Origin of the sequence: Marinobacter sp. MBR-99 (genome assembly GCF_040547575.1) — a bacterium.
Lineage (GTDB): Bacteria > Pseudomonadota > Gammaproteobacteria > Pseudomonadales > Oleiphilaceae > Marinobacter.
In genome coordinates this window covers 1-23,078 of sequence record NZ_JBEPPY010000026.1, presented here as the reverse complement: position 1 = coordinate 23,078, position 23,078 = coordinate 1, and the positions used below count along the sequence as shown (strand labels likewise).

The 23,078-nt window shown below is 54.1% G+C and carries 25 protein-coding genes; all 25 read right to left on the bottom strand.

Going from position 1 to position 23,078, the window contains the following annotated elements:
* Nucleotides 1-948, bottom strand: coding sequence for a hypothetical protein (locus ABIE59_RS18170; protein ID WP_354449057.1), 948 nt, complete (start codon nt 946-948; stop codon nt 1-3).
* Nucleotides 941-2,248: a lipopolysaccharide biosynthesis protein gene (locus ABIE59_RS18165; protein ID WP_354449055.1), complete on the bottom strand. Its 1,308-nt coding sequence runs from the start codon at nt 2,246-2,248 to the stop codon at nt 941-943. Before ABIE59_RS18165 ends, ABIE59_RS18170 begins: the two co-directional genes overlap by 8 nt.
* Nucleotides 2,248-3,198: an NAD-dependent epimerase/dehydratase family protein gene (locus tag ABIE59_RS18160; RefSeq protein ID WP_354449053.1), complete on the bottom strand. Its 951-nt coding sequence runs from the start codon at nt 3,196-3,198 to the stop codon at nt 2,248-2,250. The genes ABIE59_RS18165 and ABIE59_RS18160 overlap by 1 nt, the downstream gene beginning before the upstream one ends.
* Complete coding sequence (locus tag ABIE59_RS18155; protein WP_354449051.1) at nt 3,191-4,234, bottom strand: MraY family glycosyltransferase; 1,044 nt, start codon at nt 4,232-4,234, stop codon at nt 3,191-3,193. Before ABIE59_RS18155 ends, ABIE59_RS18160 begins: the two co-directional genes overlap by 8 nt.
* Nucleotides 4,235-4,344: 110 nt before the next feature.
* On the bottom strand, nt 4,345-6,276 hold the full coding sequence (locus tag ABIE59_RS18150; protein WP_354449049.1) for a polysaccharide biosynthesis protein: 1,932 nt from the start codon (nt 6,274-6,276) through the stop codon (nt 4,345-4,347).
* Between the two features lie 28 nt (nt 6,277-6,304).
* Entirely contained in the window at nt 6,305-7,516 is a 1,212-nt protein-coding gene (locus ABIE59_RS18145) for a DegT/DnrJ/EryC1/StrS family aminotransferase (protein WP_354449047.1), read from the bottom strand.
* A 265-nt stretch (nt 7,517-7,781) separates the two neighbouring features.
* Nucleotides 7,782-8,033, bottom strand: coding sequence for a DUF2442 domain-containing protein (locus tag ABIE59_RS18140; protein WP_354449045.1), 252 nt, complete (start codon nt 8,031-8,033; stop codon nt 7,782-7,784).
* Nucleotides 8,017-8,259, bottom strand: a complete 243-nt coding sequence (locus tag ABIE59_RS18135; RefSeq protein ID WP_354449043.1) for a DUF4160 domain-containing protein — start codon at nt 8,257-8,259, stop codon at nt 8,017-8,019. The genes ABIE59_RS18140 and ABIE59_RS18135 overlap by 17 nt, the downstream gene beginning before the upstream one ends.
* Nucleotides 8,260-8,330: 71 nt before the next feature.
* The gene (locus tag ABIE59_RS18130) at nt 8,331-8,615 is read right to left on the bottom strand and encodes a type II toxin-antitoxin system RelB/DinJ family antitoxin (RefSeq protein WP_354449041.1); all 285 of its coding nucleotides are present in this window, start codon (nt 8,613-8,615) and stop codon (nt 8,331-8,333) included.
* 121 nt (nt 8,616-8,736) lie between these two features.
* Complete coding sequence (locus ABIE59_RS18125; protein ID WP_199006534.1) at nt 8,737-9,147, bottom strand: type II toxin-antitoxin system HicB family antitoxin; 411 nt, start codon at nt 9,145-9,147, stop codon at nt 8,737-8,739.
* Nucleotides 9,148-9,186: 39 nt separating this feature from the next.
* Nucleotides 9,187-9,369, bottom strand: a complete 183-nt coding sequence (locus ABIE59_RS18120) for a type II toxin-antitoxin system HicA family toxin (protein WP_354449039.1) — start codon at nt 9,367-9,369, stop codon at nt 9,187-9,189.
* A gap of 377 nt (nt 9,370-9,746) precedes the next feature.
* Nucleotides 9,747-10,826: an FRG domain-containing protein gene (locus ABIE59_RS18115; protein WP_354449037.1), complete on the bottom strand. Its 1,080-nt coding sequence runs from the start codon at nt 10,824-10,826 to the stop codon at nt 9,747-9,749.
* A 162-nt stretch (nt 10,827-10,988) separates the two neighbouring features.
* The gene (locus tag ABIE59_RS18110; protein WP_230716015.1) at nt 10,989-12,314 is read right to left on the bottom strand and encodes an IS1182 family transposase; all 1,326 of its coding nucleotides are present in this window, start codon (nt 12,312-12,314) and stop codon (nt 10,989-10,991) included.
* Between the two features lie 86 nt (nt 12,315-12,400).
* Entirely contained in the window at nt 12,401-13,027 is a 627-nt protein-coding gene (locus ABIE59_RS18105) for an acetyltransferase (RefSeq protein WP_354449035.1), read from the bottom strand.
* Entirely contained in the window at nt 13,027-13,623 is a 597-nt protein-coding gene (locus ABIE59_RS18100) for a sugar transferase (protein ID WP_354449033.1), read from the bottom strand. Before ABIE59_RS18100 ends, ABIE59_RS18105 begins: the two co-directional genes overlap by 1 nt.
* On the bottom strand, nt 13,623-14,078 hold the full coding sequence (locus ABIE59_RS18095; RefSeq protein ID WP_354449031.1) for a hypothetical protein: 456 nt from the start codon (nt 14,076-14,078) through the stop codon (nt 13,623-13,625). Before ABIE59_RS18095 ends, ABIE59_RS18100 begins: the two co-directional genes overlap by 1 nt.
* A complete protein-coding gene (locus ABIE59_RS18090) occupies nt 14,078-14,506 on the bottom strand; it encodes a helix-turn-helix transcriptional regulator (RefSeq protein WP_354449029.1) in 429 nt (142 codons plus the stop codon). Before ABIE59_RS18090 ends, ABIE59_RS18095 begins: the two co-directional genes overlap by 1 nt.
* A complete protein-coding gene (locus tag ABIE59_RS18085) occupies nt 14,496-14,912 on the bottom strand; it encodes a hypothetical protein (RefSeq protein WP_354449027.1) in 417 nt (138 codons plus the stop codon). Before ABIE59_RS18085 ends, ABIE59_RS18090 begins: the two co-directional genes overlap by 11 nt.
* Before the next feature lie 61 nt (nt 14,913-14,973).
* Entirely contained in the window at nt 14,974-16,098 is a 1,125-nt protein-coding gene (locus ABIE59_RS18080; protein WP_354449025.1) for a glycosyltransferase family 4 protein, read from the bottom strand.
* Nucleotides 16,095-17,357, bottom strand: a complete 1,263-nt coding sequence (gene tviB / locus ABIE59_RS18075; RefSeq protein ID WP_354449023.1) for a Vi polysaccharide biosynthesis UDP-N-acetylglucosamine C-6 dehydrogenase TviB — start codon at nt 17,355-17,357, stop codon at nt 16,095-16,097. Before tviB ends, ABIE59_RS18080 begins: the two co-directional genes overlap by 4 nt.
* Before the next feature lie 143 nt (nt 17,358-17,500).
* Complete coding sequence (locus tag ABIE59_RS18070; RefSeq protein WP_354449021.1) at nt 17,501-18,517, bottom strand: NAD-dependent epimerase/dehydratase family protein; 1,017 nt, start codon at nt 18,515-18,517, stop codon at nt 17,501-17,503.
* A 5-nt stretch (nt 18,518-18,522) separates the two neighbouring features.
* Nucleotides 18,523-19,686, bottom strand: coding sequence for a glycosyltransferase (locus ABIE59_RS18065; protein WP_354449019.1), 1,164 nt, complete (start codon nt 19,684-19,686; stop codon nt 18,523-18,525).
* Nucleotides 19,679-20,812, bottom strand: coding sequence for a non-hydrolyzing UDP-N-acetylglucosamine 2-epimerase (gene wecB / locus ABIE59_RS18060; RefSeq protein ID WP_354449017.1), 1,134 nt, complete (start codon nt 20,810-20,812; stop codon nt 19,679-19,681). Before wecB ends, ABIE59_RS18065 begins: the two co-directional genes overlap by 8 nt.
* Nucleotides 20,813-20,829: 17 nt before the next feature.
* Nucleotides 20,830-21,948 (bottom strand): UDP-2-acetamido-2,6-beta-L-arabino-hexul-4-ose reductase, encoded by a 1,119-nt coding sequence (wbjC, locus tag ABIE59_RS18055; RefSeq protein WP_354449015.1) that lies wholly within the window; start codon nt 21,946-21,948, stop codon nt 20,830-20,832.
* Nucleotides 21,949-21,951: 3 nt separating this feature from the next.
* The gene (locus tag ABIE59_RS18050; protein WP_354449013.1) at nt 21,952-22,989 is read right to left on the bottom strand and encodes a polysaccharide biosynthesis protein; all 1,038 of its coding nucleotides are present in this window, start codon (nt 22,987-22,989) and stop codon (nt 21,952-21,954) included.
* Between the last annotated feature and the right edge of the window lie 89 nt (nt 22,990-23,078).

Sequence of the window (23,078 nt, the reverse complement as noted above, 5' to 3'; positions counted from 1 at the left end):
TCACCGCGCCCCTCCCGGAAAACGCAATCGCTCCAATCTAACCCGAGTTCCTCGAATCACTGCTCCCGTCGCTCTCACAGCCATAGACGATCGCCGCCAGCGACGAAAATCAGACTCAAGCAACTCTGCCAAACGCATCCAAGATTCAACAATCGCTTGCCGGCAACAGATCTCACTCGCCGCTCTGCCATGACTGGTGAGGCTATTGTATAGCGCAGCATCTGTTACAAGGCTCTCTAGCGCTTTTTCAAACTGATCCAACGTCCGAACCTGTAGGTAATTCACGCTTGGCTTACCAACCTGTTCATAGGCCGAATCAACTCCACCAATAAATGGCGTGTTTGCCAACCAGGCGTTGAACAGTTTGCTCGCTGGCTTTCGCGGATACCGCCCCCCAGAAAAATCACGAACACCAACCAAAACATCCACATTGGAATAGTCGTTCCAATCGCTCGGTGATAGTTGTCGGAAAGAAAGCCCGAAGTACTTGCAGACAGAGGCCAGAGCCCCATCGGATAAACCGCTGTTCACAGGCAAACCGGCAAAACCCACAGTCTTGACATTACAACCACGTTCAGGGTCTCGTGGTATGAGCCCCGGCTGTGGCCAATGATGCAACCAATAGCGATTAAAACCTCGCTGGCTTGCATTCTGGACAATATGGGCATGGGCCCAGGGAATCAAAGTCTTGTCAGCCGCCAAAGAAACCGTGTAGCACCGCTCACTCCCCAAACGTCGGCCCATCATCATGGATGCGGGTATAAAATTAATCGCGTCTTCCCTGGGCGTCGAGTCCAGAGTCACCCTGGCGCCAGCCCGGGCAAGAAAAATTGCAGACTGTAGAGACCAAGCGGGTTCGCTGCGGCCGAATGATCTCCAGTCATAGTCAGGGTCGGCCGCTAAGGAAAGTTGACTGGCGCCCGGCATCACGAAGTGCAAATCAACCAACGCGCGCACCTCGATTACCCCAACGCTGTATGATTAAGAGCTTGATCGCAACCACAGAAAAGAACTCTATTCCAAAAGCCAGAACAACGCCCATTAGTCCCATAACACCAGTCAAATACCAAAGTAACCAAAGATATACTGGCGTCGTACACAACAGAATGATGACGGTCTCTCGTGCAAACCCGAGGGAGAGGAATAATGGGTGAACAACACCTGCCCCCAGACTTAACGCACTCAACACTGAAAAAACAACCAATGGTGCGACCAACCCAGTGTAGCTTTCCCCCAAAACCGAAGGTATCCACCAGATACCGGGTACTGAAACCATCAGCCCCAAGGGGACGGCCAAAACCACAACCAAATAGCCGCTGTCCCGGGCAAGACGAATACCCGACTGGGCTTTACCCTCTCCGACATCACGCGACAAGAACGGATAAACTGCCTGATACAACGGTGACGATATCTGCCCCAACAGTTGGCCAACCTGACGGATAACCTTAAACTGACCAGCTGCAGCTTCGCTTAACACAGCGCCAACAACCATCACATCAAAGTGCTTGACGGGGACCGTCAGAACCGAGGAAAGATTCGTCCAAACCAAAAAAGACAGGTACTGCTTGAAATAGGAATACGTGCTGGTTACCAGCCCCAACTCCCATCTACGGGCAATGGATAGGCCCCCAAACATAATGACGGCATACCCGAGCAACATAGAAAGGCCATACACCCAAAGAAACCAGGTCATGCCGGCGCCCAAGGCAATGCCCACCGCCACGCCAACTAACCGACAAGCGTTCGCGAGCACTAAGTGCGCGGCCAACAACCGGTATAGCCCTGCAATACGCAACAGCCCGGTAGCCGCACCCGTTACATTGAAAAGCACCACCAGACAAAACCACCTGGCACCCGCCAGCACGGTCTCAGACCAGCCGAGTAATACCCCTACAAATTGAACCAGGAAAAAGCCCATAGCAGCGGCAGCGACTGCGCTGATCAGGTCTGCCATCAGACAAAATGAGACCAAGCGGGAAAGGCTAAGAGAGCCTATCGTCTCAGGAACCATACCCGCGCCAAACTTGATAAGCGTCTGCCAAGATTGAAAATTAATCAGCTTATCAACGATCACCGCATACGTCGTGATCAATGCCAGAGCGCCAAAATTCTCGGCCCCCAAATGTCGAGCGGTCAGTAAAAAAGCGACTAAGCCCAGAACGCCGGCAAAGATATTTCCCGTAAACAACGTTCCAGCCTGCTTAAACAAAAGACGAAGCCGGTCCGTGCCAGATCCCAGGTTTATCATTAGCTCGTCTTTTCAAACGGTGTAAATGGGGCCGACCACCCGAGCCAATCGGCCGTATGTGCATGGTCTACCCGCAGCGAACCACATAACCGACCAACCGCCTCACTTCGCCCAAGAAGTCTACCTGCAAGCTTCAAACACCAAACTGGTACGGGAAGCAGTAAAGGTCGCACATTGTTGGTGTAAGCCAACTGACGAACCATTTCGCGAACACTAAAATCCCGCTGGTCGCAAGGGATGAATACCCTGCCCGCAGCTTGCGGATGCGTTAGGCAACACTCAATAAAGTCTACGAGGTTCGGAAGAGAAATCAGGCTTCGATTGTTCTTCAAAAGCCCGAGCGGCAAAGGCCTTCGAGCAATTATGGCCGCCTGTAAGCGGGCGAAATTTCCTTTTACTCCCTCGCCATAGATCAGCGGTGGACGCACCACCACAAGCTCACACTGATCACCCAACGTTTCACTTAAGGCCTGCTCAGCTTCCCACTTGGAGAGCCCATAGGCGTCTTCGGGCTTTGGTGTGTCAAGCGGGTGGAACGGAGCCCTACCATCCGTGCACTCCCCATTTACTTTTACAGAACTAAGGTAGATAAAACGCTTTACACCTGCGCTCACTGCGGCTCGTGCCAGCCGCAATGAGTAATCAACGTTAATATCTCGATAGGACTGCAAGGAACTCCCTGCCGCATCGCCCATAACATGGGCTCGCCCCGCACAATGGATAACGACATCCACGCCGTTAACAGCCCCTGCCAAAACGGCTGCGTCAAATGGATGGGCCACCACGGACTGATCAACCTGCTCAGGGAAACTAAAATTCCGGAACCGGGACAACGTACGCACACGGAATTTGCCGCTACTGGCAAGCCAAGGTGCTAAACGGGAGCCGACAAAACCGTTGGCACCGGTAATAAGCACCAGAGGAAGGTTTGAACCAACGCCTTCAGACACGGCTAGGCTCGAGCTTCCCGGCGCCAACATGCACCATGAAACCACATGAAACTAAAAACACCAGCAGGAACAGTATCGGCCCCGAATGGGGAAAGACATTTGCCATCATCGACAGAGGAACCAAAGCAAACAGCATGAATGCGCCATAGCCCAAAGTCACGGGCAGGTGCCGACCGCATCGCCTGGAAAGCTTTTGATAAGCGTGAAGATTATGCGCCTGCAGCGGATTCTGCCCCGTCAATATGCGAGTAATCAATGTAACAGACGCATCTGCAACAAAAAGGGTCAGCAAAATAATCCAGCTCCACAAACTCACGTTTGTCTGGGATGCCGACAACAACATGAGAAAACCGATTACAAATCCTAGAAAGCCACTTCCTCCATCACCCATGAAGATTTTTGCGGGGGGCCAGTTCAAAATCGCAAAGCCCAATACGGCCGCCAGCATAAACGCGCTCATCCAGCTCCAGCGCACCTCTCCCATGAACCAGAAGTTCAGCGCCATACCACCAAAAAGAACAATTGCCTGCACAGCAGCAAGGCCGTCAATGCCATCCATGAAGTTATAGAGATTAATTAACCAAACCCACGCCAAAATCAATAATGGCCAAAGAACAAACGCTGAGGAGGCATCTATTGTGTAACCGAATACAGATAATACTGGTAACTTTGGAACAGACCAAAGCCCGATCACAGTTACTACAAAATGCAGAACCAACCGAAACTTTGCAGATACGTCACCAAAATCATCCCAAACGCCCAATGCAAGCATCACGAAGCCCAACGTTATAAACGCGAGCATAGAGGCGTCAGGCACCCAATCCAGAATGGAAAAAAGAATACCCAACAGAATAGAAATCGCCGCGATTGCAATTCCGCCGCCATGGGGTGTGGGAATCGAATGAGAGCACCGCTCGCTAGGCTGCACCAAAGCGTTACGACGGACAGCCCATGAGCGAACCGCTACCGTCAGCCACGCGGCACTCGCCACCACCGACAACATGACAATAGCAAGAATGATTAGAGAATAATTCATGGCACAACCTAAAAATTTTGCGCGATTATACCACGAAATTCTTTACTCTTTATTTCAACAATCAGACATATTGTTAACACACATAAACTATTGATAAAATTCTCACCAATCTACAAATGTAACACGCGAGCTCCGCCAAGATCGCTGCTCACGTCTCGCGGACCATTACACCAAACCAAATCCGCCAAATCACCGTTCGGCGAATATCCGGTATTAGCCTCTTTTAACAATCGCACAACAGCCTCACAGTTAAACGCCTGGCTAGCGCGCGAAAACTCACCCAGCAAATCCGACACCTTTGCCCAAGGCAGCGAAACCTCGCGCGCCATCATAATCCGCGGGTGCGCCGTGCCCTGTGGGTTATCCCCAATCAGCAACTCTTCAAACAACTTCTCACCCGGCCGCAGGCCAGAGAACACAATCTCAATGTCCCCACCAGGATTGGCTTCCGTTTTCTCCTCCAGGCCCATCAGGTGAATCATCTTGCGGGCCAGGTCGGCGATTTTTACTGGTTCCCCCATGTCCAGCACGAACACCTCGCCTCCCAGGCCCATACTGCCAGCCTGCAGCACCAGCTGGCTGGCCTCGGGAATGGTCATGAAATAGCGGATAATATCCGGGTGCGTCACGGTTACCGGGCCGCCATCACGTATCTGGTCACGGAATAGCGGCACCACAGAGCCAGAAGACCCCAGCACATTGCCAAACCGCACCATAGAGAACACGGTGCCGGACTGGCGCTGGGCCAAGCCCTGCAACACCAGCTCCGCCATTCGCTTAGAGGCGCCCATGACATTGGTGGGCCGAACGGCTTTGTCAGTCGAGATCAGCACAAAACGCTCAACACCTGTGGCAATGGCGGCCTCTGCCGTATGCCAGGTACCGAACACATTGTTCTGCACGCCTTCAATGATGTTGTGTTCTACCAGGGGCACATGCTTATAAGCCGCCGCGTGATAAACCGTCTGAATCGCAAACGCACGCATAACAGACTCACACCGGCGGCGGTGGGCCACATTACCCAGCAGCGGGTGAATCTCCACCCCCAGGCCTTCAATGATATTGATTGCCTGCAGCTCCCGCTCGATGCTGTACAGCGAAAACTCGGATTGCTCAAACAACACCAACACCCGGGGCCGGTGATGAATAATCTGTCGGCACAGCTCGGAGCCAATGGAGCCTCCGGCGCCGGTTACCATTACCGCTTTGCCATACAAGCTGGCCGCCACCTGGGCGTTATCGGGCCGCACCGGGTCGCGCCCCAGCAAATCCTCAATTTCCAGATCCCGAATATCGTTAATGCGCTTCTGCCCGGCAATCAGCTCAGACATACTGGGCACCGTTTGCACCGGAATGGCCAGGGGCTCCAACTGTTTCAACAACCGCTTGCGATCTACCCCGGAATCCACATCCAACGCCAACAGCAGGCGCTTAACCCGGTGCCTATGAACGGCCTGCTCGATATGACCGATGTCGTAAACCGGCACACCGTTAATCAACGCCCGATGATTGGCCTTCAGAAAACTCACGAACATCACCGGCTGATATTCCGTGCCCTGCTCCAGCGCCTGGCATAGCTGCAAACCGGTCTCTCCGGCACCGATGATGGCTACCCGCTCCTTGTCATGGCGCGACGGCCGCATCACCAACATGCGGATAGACATCCGGCTGCCAGACACAAAAATAAACGCCAGTGCCGCATAAATAACCGGCACAGACCGCGGCACCGCCACATTCAGCCAGTACCCCAACAAAATCAACGCCACAGCCGACGCCACCACACCGCCAACGACGGTCAAGAATGCCCGGTCACTCAAATACCGAACCACAGCACGATACAACCCCAGGCGCACAAACACCCCAATGGTGAACACCACCGTGATCACCGACAGCACCGCCTGTTCCTGGCTAGGCACCCAGAACTGCTGCTCAAACCGCAAAGAAAACGCCGCCCACAAGGCAAACAACAGCGCCACCACATCGGCAGTGACGGAAATCACTCGCTTATGGAACCGCGGCAAATTCAAGAATTTTTGAAACATGGATACCGTCCTTAGACCAGAAACAATGCTAACTTACAGCCAAATCCATAACTTCACGCAATACTCGACAGGTTTTATTAATTTCTGCCTCTGTCAGCGTGGGGTGCACCAAAAACATCAAACTAGTCTCCCCCAACTCCTGCGCCACCTTCAACGGCGTAACCGGCCGCCAACCTGTGCCATCAAAGGCTTTCTCATGGTAAACCTCAGAGCAAGACCCCTGAAAACACGGCACACCACGGGCACTAACCTCATCCACAATCCTATCCCGGCTCCACCCTGGCGCCAATTGCTCCGGCTTCACCTGTACATAGCATTTATAGTGGGCGTGATAACAGCCATTTTCATCGGCACACCGGGCGTCACAGCCCCCATCACAAGCAAATTCCGGCACCCGCAACCCAGAAAGCTCACGACAGGCAGCCCAAATACGTTCCGCATTGGCGGTGCGAGCCTCGTGCCACTGAGCCATCATGCCCAGCTGAATGCGGCCAATCACCGCCTGCATTTCCGTCATCCGCCAGTTTGTACCAAACGAATCATGCAACCAACGAAAACCCGGCGGGTGTTCCCGCTCATACACCGCATCCCAACTCTTACCATGATCTTTATATGACCACATCTTAGACCACAGAGCCTTGTCATTTGTGGTCACCATGCCACCCTCGCCACCAGTGGTCATGATCTTGTCCTGGCAGAACGACCAACAGCCCACATGGCCAATGGAGCCCACCGAGCGCCCCTTATAACGGGCACCATGGGCCTGGGCACAGTCCTCAATAACGTATAGACCAAACTCGTCTGCCAGCGCCATAAAGCCGTCCATGTCGCACGGCCAGCCCGCCAGGTGCACGCATACAATGGCTCGAGTACGGGGGGTAATCACCTTACGCACGGATTCCGGTGTAATGTTCTGGGAATCCGGGCACACATCCGCAAACACCGGCACCGCACCGGCGGTAACGATACTGGAGGCAGACGCCAGGAAGGTGCGCGGCGTAACCACCACCTCATCGCCCTCACCAATACCCAGCGCTTTCAACGCCAGATCCAGCGCCACCGTACCGTTGGCCAGGGCGATGGCGTATTCAGAATCCGCAAACTCCGCAAACTCCCGCTCAAACTCGCGGCACTCCTGGCCTGTCCAATAATTCACCTTATTGGAGAGAAGCACATCGCGCACTGCATTGGCCTCTTCTTCTGAAAACGAAGGCCAGGGGGAAAAAGGTCCGTTTAGCATGGTTACTCTGTTTGTCGTTTGAAATTTGAATGTCGCTAAAAGCGGGGAGAAAAGAAATGCTTATGGTTATTTTTGCCACGTACGCACACGGACATCCGCGGACAAAGCAATACAGGTTTGGGGCCAGCCGACAAGAAGGAGGTGGGGCCGCCCATTTTGAATCCTTACGGTATGGCGCACCTATCCAGCAGGCTGCAAAGGGGGCGTACCCCGCAGGGGTATGACCCCACCCTTCTGCCAGCGCCTCACGGGTTAACCTGACAAACTAAGCCACACTCTCACGCTTTGGGTGAGTCTGATCCCCCAACCCAGCCAACAGTCCCTGCACGCTGATGTCTTCATCCAGGGCATCCCAATGGATACCATGAACGCTCAGCTCAAACTCCTTGCGGCTGGCACTATCAGCGTTCAACAAACGGGGGAACCAAACCAGCGGCGCACCAACCGTTCGGCCATCAGACAACAGCACCCAAAGGTTATCCTCATCAAACCAGACTTTCTCAGGCGAAATAGTCATGCCACGCATCCTCCAAAAGCTTCTGATTTGCCTGCACCACCTCTAACAGTACCCGAATAGTGCGGGCATCAAAACCGTCATTTCTTGCAAGGGATATATCCGGCACCAGCCAGAATTTGGCTTCTTTTCCTCCAGAGCGCACATGAATATGGGCCGGTTCCAAAGGATTGCCTTCGTTAGAGTAGAAAAAGAACTTGAATCCTTGATATCTAAACACTACCGGCATTTGCATCTCCCTCCCTGGCGTTAGTTGGAATTCCTTTTCTTGTGAAGTCTTTTTTAAACTGGGTTGAGTATTCAAGGCTGTGCATGCGCGATTTTGCCATCCGTGAGCTCTTCTAACAGGCTATCCAGCGACTCCGCGCGGTGCCCCCTCCCTTCCCTGAGTTCCTGCATCGCAGCAATGCTTGTTTCGTTCGGCTGAGGCACCTTGATCTCAAAGGGGATGCCGCCGTGATTAATAACCGCACGGGCAAACAATTTGATGGCCTGTGAAGGGCTAAGGCCAACCTCTTCACAAATGTGCGAGAACGCAACCTTGGTGTCGTGGTCTATACGGGTGCTAAGCATCTCGGTTTTCATGATGCGCTCCACTTGTCTTACGTTGTCAGACATTGTGACGCAAATTCCGGACAAATGATGATGTTCTTCATAGTGCTTCCTTACTCCCTGGAGTTAATTGGAAACTCCTTTTTCTAGCCTTTCAATGCCCTTTTCGCATCCTCTCGAGCGCCGCCTCTGCTAGAAACGCCGATCGGGATCTAGCCTCAGCCGGGTGCTCCTGCACATACCGGTCAATCTGCTTCAACACCAGGCTCGGTACCGTGATATTGATCTTCTCTGCCTTGCCAAGAAACGGCGTAATATCAACTTCAACAAAGCCCCAGATAGCACCGTCAAAGTCAGGATCGCTCCTGTGCACTGCAATCGCCTGAGCGGCGGGGATCTCCTCGCCCATCTCCGCCAGCAGTTCCAGATGCCCCAGAATCGCCTCCCTGGCATTGTCCAAAGCTTCATCTTCACTGTCGCCAGCAGAAAAACAGCCCGGAATATCCGGCACCGTCACACCAAACTGCTTGCCATCATCTGTGTGAAGCGCAACTGGAAAGCGCATAGCCAATACCTCCGCTTTTGGCATCCTATACCGAAACATTTACTTCCACCCCGCCTGTTTCCAGATACTTCTCAGAGTACCCTTTGGAATTTCGGATTTCGGGTGCGGTAGCGTAACCAACCCTGGTTTATCGGGATGTTTAAAGTGGTGGTGACTGCCCGTCACACGGACAAGCTCCCATCCATCTTTCTCGAGCCTCTTTTTAACTTCAGAACTTCTCATGCAAATCCTTTTGCCTTAGTGGTTACTATAACCACCACCAATTTTTAATCAACACCATAACCACCACTTACACCTCAGGAGGACGGCTTTCTAGCCACGGCCCCACACAGACAAAGCCAGTAAGGCTTACCAAACCAACCAGGCTACAAAGGGGTCGTACCCCGCAGGGGTATGACCCCACCCTTCTGCCAGCGCCAAATACCAACCGCCAGCGCCTACATCTCCCTCCCTGGAGTTAATAGGAAACCCTTTTTCTAGCCACGGACACTCACGGACCCACACAGACAAAGCAAGTAAGGCTTACCAAACCAACCAGGCGGCAATCTTGGCGATCACCTCCTGGAATGCATCCGGAGAATGTCCGTGTCATCCGGCAGTCACGCCGGCGGCGTGTAAGCCATCCGAAACCGAACATTATCCAACTCAGAATTCAGTCTGTCCTGAAGCTTTTCCGGCTTTGACGGCAAATTAAACCGAGTCCAGTTTAGCTGTGCCGTTTCAACAATCTTCAGACCACTGGCTTTAAATGCACCTTTCCGTCGCTTTTTCTTAAAGCCAATCCCTTCCCAGGTTTCCAGAATCTGCCAGGCCCGGGCAAGCTGGCTCGTTGTGACGACACCAAGGTCCTGAGCTAACCGGCTTAACTCCGCGGCCTCATCTTCGGGGAAAAGTACATCACCACCATCAAATGCACGCCAAATCGCCTCAGCAGATTGTTCATCATGCCGAAAATAATGTTTACTGACCCCCGGCAAACTCGCGAAACACTGGTTTGCCGGCAAGATGAAAGCGCTTGCACGTTGTTGAGCTGGGCGGGGTAAGGGCTGCCAACCAACGAAGCTAAACTCCGCCGCCAATTCAACCAAGCCCATACTGTAAAATGCAGGCTCAACACTGTAGATAATGCCCGGTGCCTCCCTTGCGACAACAGGCAGATAACACCCCGCATCATCATTCCACTCACAACACGCGAAAAACGTGGCGACATCGAAGTTGCTGGTCACATCCAGCATGTCGGTATGAAAACCGTAATGCTGTGCGACACCCTGGAAATTGATGTGCAATGGGCGCCCATTAAAATACTGACTGGCGCAATACTTAACGTATGGGTGTGCACGAATCACATCCTCAAACGCCACATTGCGACAAACCGCTACCAACTTGTCCTCAAGGCGACGCAACCGGCCGAGGCCCGGCACGCAGGGAGTGAACTCCTCAACTTGCCCCCGATACACCAGGTCCGGAAATTCAACCCCAGTGTTGAACTGCACCTCCCCCTGACGATTGACGATGGCATGTTGAGCCTCCATATCGTCTACGTACAGCCCCATGGCCTGATAGCCAGGGTGTACATAGCCGGAATCAGGATCAGCAACCTTCAGCATTCGTTTCAGCTGATCAATCGTCGGTAGATTCAGCAAGCCTAGGAGTCTGCGCGGCAGAAGTGTTTTGAGCAAGTGCCTCCGCCGCGCCGAATCACGGTTGTGCCCGAGAGTATAGGCGCAGTATCCAACCGGATAGAGTCACGATTTTCTGTCTAGGCAATCAAGACGGTTATAGGCAAGTTCACAACCGTAGCCCGACCACTCAGCACGGCCCAGCACGCCGCCTCAGATCGCCTATGTCAGCCTCATCAGCGAACTCATCCGCCTGAGGTTAAGCGACAGGCAGACCAGATCCCATTCGCCTTGCACGGCATTAAGCCCCCTCAGGCTGAACTGCCGGAAGCCCAGAATATGCTTGATCCAGCCATTAACCGCCTCAACCAGATACTTGCGCCGGGCGTAAACCGATCGCCCCGTCGCGGTGGCCAGCTTCTCGGCCATCCGTGACGTGGCGGGATAACCGCTCGCGTCTATCTCTGCGCTCTTTTTCCCTTCCCGACGCAGCGAGACATAACCGTCGATCCTTTTGTCCTCCAGGGACTGTAAGTCGTCTTCTTTACGGTAACCGGCATCGGCCAGGCATTGTTGCGGATAGGTTTTCAGGATGTCTTTCACGTCATCCAGTAGCGGTATCAGGCGACCCTGATCACTGGCATTGCTGCCCAGATGATTAGCGACAATCAGTTGGAATTCACCATCCACGGCCAACTGGCCGTTGTAGCATTGCTGGAACCCATCCGCCGTTTTCATAATCCGGCTTTGCGGGTCGGTAAAGTTGCTTTGATCTTTGTCGTCCGGCACCCCGTAATCTCGCTTGAAGTTCCGGCCACCGCGGGGTGGGCGGCGATCATCGTCCGGGTGCCGGCCTTTGGCTGTATCCCGCGCTTTCTGATCCGCTTCCAATTTCTCCTTGGCAGCGCGGATCTTGTCCAGTCGCGCCTGTCGGTACTGCAACTCCTCAGGTAGCTCATCACCCCGCTGATCCGGGCCGAACTGCCGATCTTCCGACTCATCCGTTCGACGGGCCTGACGACATAGCCCATCGATCTCTTTCGATAAACGATCTTCTTCCTCGCCCATGCGGCCATAGCTCATGGCCTTGTGCTTACTGGCATTAGCCCGAATCTTTGTGCCATCAATCGCCAGTGTTCCCAGCGTGATCAGCTCCGCCTCCCGGGCAATCCGTACGACTTGAATGAAGATGGCCTTGAAGGCGACCAGATGGTGTTTGCGGAAATCACAGATCGTGCGGTGCTTGGGAAAATTACCCGCAGCCAGAACCCGAAAGGCGACGTCTTCCTCCAACTTCCGGGCAATCTTGCGTGAGGAGAATACGCCGGTGGCGTAGGCGTAAATAAGAACCTTCAGCATCATCCGCGGATCGAACGGCGAGTTACGCCGACCGTTGCCTTCGTAGCGGGCGTAAAACGCACTCAAATCCAGCTCCTCGACAACATCACTGACAAAATAGGCCAGGTGGCCATCAGGCAGCCACTCGTTCAGGCTTGGGGGAAGGAGCAATTCCTGGTCGGGCGAGTACGGGCGGAAAGTGGTTCCCATCAGACGTCCTGTTGCCGAAAAATTTTCGGTTTATTATGCCAGAAACGAGCTTCTGCCGCGCAGACTCCTAGTTTAGACATTAGAACTTAAATAGATGCCCCCAACACCCGGGCCGGGTTACCCACCACCGTAACCCCCGGCGGAACATCTTTGGTCACAACAGCGCCCATGCCAACCACAGCGCCCTCACCCACCTCTATCAACTGCCGAACCGAAGCACAGGCACCAACCCAAGCCTGCGCACCAATCTTCACCCCACCAGCCAACACCGCATTCGGGCTAACATGGGCGAAGTCCCCCATCTCACAATCATGCTCCACCACTGCCCCGGTATTCACAATACAGCCCTCACCCACTCCCGCGCAGGCGTTAATGACGGCATTAGCGAATACCACAGAGCCAGCGCCAACCACCGCATACTCACTAACTAGCGCAGCGGGGTGAACAATAGACACCAGCCGCCCCCCCGAAGCCGCCAACTCACGCTGCTTGACCTGGCGAATCCCGTTATGTCCAATGGCAACAACAACGCCATCGAACCCCTTAACACCTTCAAGCAAAGCAGCGGTGTCGCCTAAAACCGCCCAAGGTCCATTCCTCGTCAGCTCCGGCCAGGCATCATCAAAAAACACCACCTCATCCCAGCCAACCAGCCCGGCGGCATCCGCCACCACTTTGCCGTGGCCACTGGCACCGAGAATGGCGAGGCGCATCAATCTTTGCTCCCGGTAAACTTAGACATCGTCACCTCACCCTCCCCACTAATCCCGTCCCGAACCAGCACCTTCTTCACCGTAAGGAACAGAATCTTCACATCCAGCCAAAGCGACTGATTGTCCACATACCACACATCCAGCCGGAACTTGTCTTCCCAGGAAATCGCATTGCGGCCATTCACCTGGGCCCAGCCCGTTACACCCGGGCGAACCTCGTGGCGGCGGTATTGTTCTTTCGAGTACAGCGGCAGGTATTCCATCAGCAATGGCCGCGGACCAACCAGGCTCATATCACCCTTCAACACATTCCACAGCTCTGGCAATTCATCCAGGCTGGTGGCGCGCAGAAAGCTACCGAACGGTGTCATGCGCTGGTCATCCGGCAGGGGGTTGCCGTGCTTGTCGGTGGCATCCAGCATAGTGCGGAACTTCACCATCTCGAACGGCTTACCGTTCAGGCCAGGGCGGGTTTGGCGGAAGAGTACGGGGGAGCCGAGTTTGCGGTGGATGAGAACAGCAACTACCAAGATCACAGGAGAAAGCACTAAAAGCCCGATACCGGAAGCAACAACATCAAAAATCCGTTTCAACATCAGGCATCTGATCCTATGCGATAAAAGGGAATTCGAATCGGCGCAATGCCAAGGCGGGTGCAATGTGATTGCACAAACTCCCGCCAATAGGGCCAAACGTGATAGCCCACATGCTCCTGAGAGAACGCCTTTACAGCCTCCTGGCTCAGCTTTTCACGGGAACGATAAACCGCATTAAACGTGGCGTGGATTTCCACCAAGGGGTCACCATCTTTTTCCTTCTCCACCAACCGGGCACCGGCGGCGTAGAAAAAGTTATACTCCCACCAGTCTTCTTCACCCTCTTTCAGGGCGATTTCTTTAATCTTGCCCACGCCTCGCAAGCCCTGAACTTCCATCGCGCGGTTTTTGAGTTCCTGGGGTTCAAGCTCATCAACCAGCCGTACATTGGCGTTGCGCAAACGCACCTCTAACACTCGCAATTCTTTGAGCGCTGTTTCCAGATCATCAGACATCAGGCCACTTTCTCCCATTGGCCAGGATCGCGCATATCAATCACGTTCTCGCCCAAAACCTGAATCACGTCGTAACAAACACCATTGTCACTGGGCTCCCAAACCGGATTGTCATCCCGCTGAACCCCCAGCTCCCTGGTTTCAGCAGCTTCAACGCCAAAACCTACCTGCGGTGTTATACCCAACTCAAAGCAAATATCAGACAAAGTCCCCAACGTCATATTCCGGGCGCCGCTGAGCATTTGAGTGACATAAGAGCGGGATTTCCCCAACCGGCGCGCCAGTTCCAGCTTGGTAACGCCAAGCTCTTCCATCTGCACCAACAAATCTTCCGTCACGTTATAAATAAGATCTTCCCTGGCATAGGCCCGCGCTTCTGCGCGACTGAATTCGTGCCCGGCGCCGTAAAACAACTCTTTAGCGCTCATCTCCATTCACCTCAATTCGTATCCAGTTTTTGCCCAGTCTTTCTGTATCTCTGGCTTTCAGCTTCTGATAATCCTTGTAAACGTAATGGCTGATAAACCAGGTGTTCTCACAACACTCAGAGCGCCAGCAGTAACCGCGAACAGGAATACGCTTTAACGCCCGAAAATGGCCAGCACTCTCTCCATTCAGCTTCTTGGGCAGCTCGCCTTCAATCGGAAAGTTTTCGCTACTCATCTTGTGGCCATCGGCAAGGCGCTGAATCTGCTGAACCATGCCTCTTCGAAAAGAGCCGCTTTTCCGAGCCTCAACTCGCTTGAGTGCCTGCTCAAAACTTTCCCTGGCACCTTCGCAGTGGACAACCCGAAATGCGCTGCCCGTTATTTCATCCTTGAACTCATTATCCACTCAAACGACCTTGTTAATATAAACATTAACACGTAGCTGTATCTTTAGCACTAGAGGGAAATCACTTAATCCCCATCTCCCCCAACATAAACTCATTAACCCGATGCACATCGTACTTCTGCTCCGCCACCAGCCGTGAGCGTTCACCCATACCAGCCACCAGCTCCGGGTTCTCTAAAAACTTAACCATCGCCGCAGCCAACTCATCCACGGCCTTTACCGGCACCAGAAACCCGTTATCACCATCCGTAACTGTTTCCCGACAACCAGGCGCGTCGGTGGTAATCACCGGCCGGCCCATGGCCATGGCTTCCAGCACGGTGCGGGGTGTACCTTCCCGATACGAGGGCAGCACGTACACATTGCAGTCCGCAACAGCCGGGCGAACATCCGCCAATTTGCCAAGAAACTCGACCGTACCCGTGTTCACCCACTCATCCAGCTCCTGCTGGCTGATGGCATCCGGGTTGTCGTCTATCCAGCCCACCAATTGGAACACCGCATCCGGGTATTGGGCTTTGACCTTGCGGGCTGCCTGGGCGTATTCACGCACGCCCTTGTCACCCAACAAACGGGCAATCAGCAGAAACGAAGGCTTCTCCGGCAAGGGTGCCAGCGCATAATCCGCCACATCCACACCCGAGCCATTCACTACGCATGAAGGAATGTCTGCCGGCAACAACCCCAGTTGCCGAAACAGGGCTTCGTCATCCGGGTTCTGGAAGAACACCTTACGGCTTTTGGAAAGCCCGAACCGGTACAACCGCTGAATCAGCCTGCGAAGCAAGCCACGCTTGCCAGACGCCTCCCCGGTAAAGGCATACCCCAACCCGGTAACCAGCGCAAAACGGTTAGGGACACAGGCCAGCCAGGCCGCTAACGAACCATAAATCACCGGCTTGATGGTGTACCCCAGCACATAATCCGCCCGAATACGGCGCATTAACCGCCAAAGCTCTGCGACCGTAGCCAGATCGGCCACTGGATTTGTACCGGTGCGCTTCAGGCCGATCTCATGCAGGGTAATGCCCAGTGCTTCCAGCTCGGTGCGGATATCCGGCACATCGGCCAGATCCGGCGCGGCCACGTGCACATCCAGCCCCTTCGCCACCAAGGCACGCAGCAAAGGCCCGCGAAACTTGATCAGCGAATCAGGGAAACTGGCAATCAGCAGAAACGTCTTCAAAGCCGCAAATCCGCCTCACCCAAAGGCAACACACCCTTCAGGTCAAACAACACACCATCCGCCTTCAGATAGCCCCGCATATCACTGGCACTCATAGCCGCGTATTCTTTGTGGGGCACCGCCATAATCACTCCGCTGTAACTGCCCTGCTCCGGCTTTTCCGTCAGGCTGATGCCGTATTCATGCTCCGCCTCGGTGCTGTCGGCCCAGCAGTCGGTTACGTCCACCTGGCAGCCGAAGTCTTGCAGTTCTTTCACCACATCAATCACCCGGGTGTTGCGCAAGTCCGGGCAGTTTTCCTTGAAGGTGAAGCCCATTACCAGCACCCGGGCATTGGCGATGGTGTGGCCGGCTTTGATCATGGCTTTTACCTGTTCAGCCGCCACGTAGGGCCCCATGCCATCATTGGTGCGGCGGCCAGCCAGGATGATTTCCGGGTGGTAGCCAATGGCCTGGGCTTTGTGAGTGAGGTAGTACGGGTCTACCCCAATGCAGTGGCCGCCTACCAGGCCGGGCTTGAACGGAAGGAAGTTCCACTTGGTACCCGCAGCCGCCAGCACTTCGTGAGTATCAATACCCAGCCGGGCGAAGATCATCGCCAGCTCGTTCATCAGCGCGATGTTCAAATCCCGCTGAGTGTTCTCAATCACCTTCGCAGCTTCCGCCACCTTGATGGAACTGGCCTTATGGGTGCCGGCGGTGATGATATCCGCGTACAGGGCATCCACTTCCTCGGCAATGGCGGGGGTAGAGCCGGAAGTCACCTTCATGATGGTCGTTACCCGGTGTTCCTTATCTCCCGGGTTAATCCGCTCCGGGCTGTAACCCGCGTAGAAGTCCTCGTTAAACTTAAGGCCAGACACCCGCTCCAGCACCGGCACACACACCTCTTCGGTGGCACCCGGGTACACGGTGGATTCGTAAATCACAATATCGCCGGATTTAAGCACCTTGCCCACACTCTCACTGGCCTTCACCAGCGGCGTGAGGTCCGGGGTTTTGTAGTCATCAATGGGCGTGGGCACGGTAACAATAAACACCGTGCAGTCTGCGATGTCATCCAAGGAATCGGTGAACGACAACAGGGAGGCAGCAGCAAGTTCCTCGGTGGAGACTTCACGGGTGAAATCCTCACCTTGCTTCAGCTCGGCAATGCGCTTGGCGTTGATATCAAAACCCACCACCGGGCGCTTTTCTCCGAAGGCAACGGCGAGGGGCAGGCCTACGTAGCCAAGGCCGATAACAGCAATTTTTTTCACGATATTAGTCCATTACAGATATAAAGATTGTTAGCCACGGACACTCACGGACTTACACGGACGAAAGACTTAAAGACAAAAAGTATTTTTTCTTGTCCGTGAGCGTCCGTGAGTGTCCGTGGCAAAAACAGCTTGGCAGGAGATTAGTTCTTCAAGTACCAGGGCATCGCCTTGGCAATCCCCTCACGAATCCTAAACTCCGGCGCATACCCAAGCTTACTCGCCGCCTTACCAATATCCGCCTGGGAATGCCGCACATCCCCCGGCCGGAAATCCCGGTACACCGGCTCTTTGTCATACACCACACCATTCTCCGCCAGGGCACTCTTCAGCGCCGCGAACAGATCGTTCAGCGTAGTACGGTCACCCACCGCCACGTTGTAAACCTCATTCTTGGCAGAATCCTCCGCCGTGGCCGCCAGCAGGTTAGCCTGCACCGCATTCTCGATAAAACAGAAATCCCGGCTGGTTTCGCCATCGCCGTTGATGAACACATCCTCACCGCGCATCATGGCGGCCGTCCATTTCGGAATCACCGCCGCATAGGCACCGTTGGGGTCCTGGCGTTTGCCGAACACGTTGAAGTAACGCAGACCAATGGCCTTGAAGCCGTAACTGCGGGCGAACACCTCCGCATACAGCTCATTCACATACTTGGTGACCGCATAAGGCGACAACGGCTTGCCAATGTTATCCTCCACCTTCGGCAACGCCGGGTGGTCGCCATAGGTAGAGCTGGACGCCGCATACGTGAAACTCTTCACCCCCGCATCCCGCGCTGCCACCAACATATTCAGAAAGCCGGTAATATTGGCCGCGTTGGTAGTGATGGGGTCGTTCAGGGAGCGGGGTACGGAGCCCAGGGCGGCCTGGTGTAGCACGTAGTCCACACCCTCGCAGGCCTGTTGGCAGTCTTCCAGATTGCGTATATCGCCTTCAATGAAGGTGAAGCGGGACCACTGTTCTGGTGACACTAAGGACTGCACTTCATCCAGGCTGCCTTGGTGGCCGGTGGCGAAGTTGTCCAGGCCTATTACGCGCTGGTTTAGTTTTAGGAGGTGTTCGAGGAGGTTGGAGCCGATGAAGCCGGCGGTACCCGTGATTAGCCAAGTTTTGGCATTACCCTTAAGCTTACCAAGCAAGTTCTTATAAATAGTCATTTCACCTAACCAATGAGATTTTTAAATTCTTCAGCATAATTCTCTGGCGAAAAGTAAGCATCGGCAGTTTCTTTAGCCTTCGCCCTCAAAGCCCCATCCAAGGCCAAATCAACAGCCCTATCAATTACGTTGACTAAGCTATCAATATCAGAATCAGGACAGACTAGCCCATTGACGCCGTCCACCAGGTAGGTATCCAGATCGCTTGTTATATTCGCTACAACAGGTGTACCAAGAGCCATGCTCTCCACAAACTTCGTAGGAAACCCGGCCTGCACACTTCTAATATTCGGTCGAATGATTACTGAATAGTCTGACCTTCCCACAAGGTCCACAGTGTCGCTGTGACTCAATACCCCATGACACTTAACAACTGTATCAATTACCGCCTGACTAAAACCGGTCGGCGGAGTGTACTCACTAAGCTTTTCTCTTGAGATACCGGCTATATGTAACTCAACATTTCGCCCTGCATCATGAGCACTCAGAACGGCAGAAACAATGGAAGACAGAGAGTCCTTCTTTCCTGGAGTGCCTGCGTAGACGAACGTCACTGGCTCGTTACGCTCAGCCGAACTGGCAAAACCATTAACATCAAAACTTGCTGTCGGCGGGACTTTTATTATGTTTTTAAAATGAGGCATATAGTATTTTTTCAAATACTCGCTAATAACAATTAAGCCATCACACCTCTTGATCAAAACTCGCATCGCCAACTCAATATTAAGAAAATATGGCGATAAAAATTTGGATATTAGCCCTGGCGGGTCGTACCACTCAACAGCATCAAATATTAGTTTAACGTTATTTTTACGTGCCCAAGGCAGCAAACGAATCAGGTATGGGGAGTAGCCGCTATATAGTATGACCGCATCAGGCTTTCTCTCCAACGACTCCAGCCAGCGAACAGTGCTCTGGCCAGCGGTAAAGTACATCAAATGCTTCAACAGCGTTGGCAATCTTTCATGCCGCCGTTCGTTCAACGACACAACTGGGATTCCGTTGTAGTCTTGTATAGGCGAGTCGGAAAGCTGGCCGGAGCTAACCACCACATCATAGCCCGCACATTGCAACGAACGACAGTTGCCATAAATCCTTCGTGCAGCAGCACCCCCATTTGGGAAGCTGTAAGGGCCTACATAGGCCACGAGTTTCCTACCCTCAGTCATACTGCTTCCAAACCGTCTGCATCACATAATCCCGATAACTGTGGATTATCCGCACCACCTTCTCCGCCACGTTCGGCATGCTGTAATCAGCAACCAGACGCATAGACCGCTCATCACCACGGCTCTGGTTTTCCAGAATGGCCAGGCCCTGCAGCACCCGTTCAGTACTGAGACCGACCATCATGGCGGCTGTTTCCTCCATCCCCTCAGGCCGCTCGTGAGCCTCGCGCAAATTCAGCGCCGGGAAATTGAGAATGGAAGCCTCCTCGTTGATGGTACCACTGTCCGACAGCGCAGCCTTGGCGCTCAACTGCAGCTTGTTGTAATCCTTGAAGCCCAGCGGTTTGAGCAAGCGCACATTCTCGTGGAACTTCACCCCCATGGCATCCACCCTTTTCTGGGTACGCGGGTGGGTAGAGACGATTACCGGATAGCCATACTTCTCAGCGACAGCGTTCAAGGTAGTTACCAGCGCCAGAAAGTTTCTGTCCGAGTCCACGTTCTCCTCACGGTGAGCGCTGACAATAAAGAACTTGCCCTCTTCCAGGCCCAGGCGAGTCAATACATCAGAGGCCTCAATACCTTCACGGAAGTAGTTGAGCACCTCAAACATCGGGCTGCCGGTCTTGATCACACGATCCGGCGGCAGACCTTCGCGCAGCAGATAATCCCGCGCAATGGTGCTGTAGGTAAGGTTGATATCAGCCGTATGGTCAACAATGCGGCGGTTGATCTCCTCCGGTACCCGCATATCAAAACAGCGGTTGCCGGCTTCCATGTGGAAGGTGGGAATTTTTCGGCGCTTGGCGGGGATAACCGCCATGCAGCTATTGGTATCACCCAGCACCAGCAGCGCTTCCGGCTGAACTTCCGCCAGCACTTTGTCCACCGCGATAATCACGTTGCCGATGGTTTCGGCACCGCTGGCGCCGGCCGCACTCAGGAAGTGGTCCGGCTTGCGGATGCCCAGATCCTGGAAGAAGATTTCGTTCAGCTCGAAATCGTAGTTCTGGCCGGTGTGCACCAGAATATGCTCGCAGTGCTCATCCAGCTTGGGAATTACTCGGGAGAGACGAATAATCTCTGGCCGGGTGCCGACCACGGTCATTACTTTCAGTTTTTTCATGGCAGTTCCAGATTCGTTCAGGCTTCGGTACCCACCGGGCACGCAAAGGTATCCGGGTTGTCCCGGTCAAAAATTTCATTGGCCCAGAGCATACACACCAGCTCGTCTTCGCCCACGTTGGTGATGTCGTGGGTCCAGCCCGGTACGGTTTCCACAATCTCCGGCTTTTTGCCTTCAGTGAACAGCTCGTAGAACTCCCCGGTAAGCATGTGGCGGAAACGGAAGCAGGCCTTGCCCTTGATCACCAGAAACTTCTCGGTTTTCGAGTGATGGTAATGGCCACCACGGGTTATGCCCGGGTGGGCGGTAAAGAAGGAAAACTGGCCGGCGTCCGAGGTTTTCAGCATTTCCACAAACACCCCGCGCTCGTCGCCATGCTGGGGCACGGTGTAGGTAAAGCGCTCTGGCGGCAGGTAGCTTACGTAGGTGGAATACAGCGCCCGTACCAGCCCGGTACCCACCGGCTCGGTGATCAGATTATCCCGGGTGGCTTTAAAGCGGTTCAGCTGGCTGGCCAGATCACCCACGGTAATCTGGTATACCGGCTCCACCTCTACAAACGGGCCGTTCTGTGGCCCGCCGCTCAGCAGGCGGAGGAAACTGGCGATTACGTCGTCCACATACACCAGATTGATCACGGCATCCCGGTCGTTAATCTGCACCGGAAAATCCCGGGCGATGTTGTGGCAGAAGGTGGCCACCGCCGAGTTGTAATTGGGCCGTGCCCATTTACCGAATACGTTGGGCAGGCGGTAGATGTAAACCAGACAATCTGTGGATTGTTGGAGCTCCAGCAGGGCGTCTTCCGCTGCACGCTTGCTGGTACCATAGTCGTTATCCCGCTCGACCTGAATCGACGAGGTGTAAACCACGGGAACGTTGCGACCGGTTGCTTTTACCGCGTCACACAGCGCCTTGGTGAGGCCGGCATTGCCGGTATCGAATTCCGAAGGGTCTTCCGGGCGATTGATGCCCGCCAGGTGAAACACCCAGTCCACGCTGTCCAACAAGCCAGGTAAGTCCGCCTCAGTGTGCTCACGGGTAAACGGCACAATGTCTACACCGCCCCGCTCACGCAAATGCAGTTGCAGATTCTTGCCAATGAAACCGTTAGCCCCGGTTACCAATACCCGCATGATTCACTCCTCCGTGTTGAGGTATTCACCCCGTTCCAGGGCACGAATGAATTCCAGCTTACGCAGTAAGGTTTGCATGCCGGCTACATCGAGGCGTTCGGTGTTATGAGAATTGTAATCCTCGGTGTGGGAGATCTTCTCCTCCCCCTGCTCCACAAACTTGCCGTAGTTCAGATCCCGCAGATCCGGTGGAACGCGATAGTACTCCCCCATATCCTGGGCGCAGGCCATTTCTTCCCGGCTGAGCAGAGCTTCAAACAGTTTTTCGCCGTGGCGGGTACCAATTACATTGATGGGATGGTCCGGCTTGCCCACCAGATCGGTCAGCGCTCGGGCCAGGGTTTCGATGGTGGCCGCTGGAGCTTTCTGCACAAACAGATCGCCATTGCTGCCATGCTCGAATGCATACAGTACCAGGTCCACCGCATCCGCCAGGGTCATCATGAACCGGGTCATGTTCGGGTCGGTAATGGTGAGGGATTGACCAGCACGAATCTGGTCTACAAACAACGGAATCACCGAGCCGCGAGAGGCCATCACGTTGCCGTAGCGGGTGCCGCAGATCACGGTTTTGTTTGGGTCCACATTGCGAGACTTGGCTACCATCACCTTTTCCATCATCGCCTTGGAAATACCCATAGCGTTGATGGGGTAAACCGCCTTGTCAGTACTCAGACAAACCACCCGCTTGACTTCATTCTGAATGGCCGCTTCCAGAACGTTCTCGGTGCCAATCACGTTGGTTTTCACCGCCTCCATGGGGTGAAACTCGCAGGAGGGCACTTGCTTGAGCGCCGCCGCGTGGTAGATGTAATCCACACCCCGGCTAGCATTCAGAATGCTGTTGTAGTCCCGCACATCGCCAATGTAGAACTTGAGCTTGGGATTGGCGTAGCGCTTGCGCATGTCATCCTGCTTTTTTTCATCCCGGCTGAAGATGCGGATTTCTTTAATATTCGTTCTTAGAAAACGTTTGAGTACCGAATTCCCAAAAGAACCGGTCCCCCCTGTAATTAGCAAAATCCTATCCTTAAATGTCACCGCCGGAGTAATACTGACCCACTAGCGCCGACTTAAAATTGACCCACCTGAGGCAAAATGGCCGCCTAACAAACTGACCAGGGCGGCGG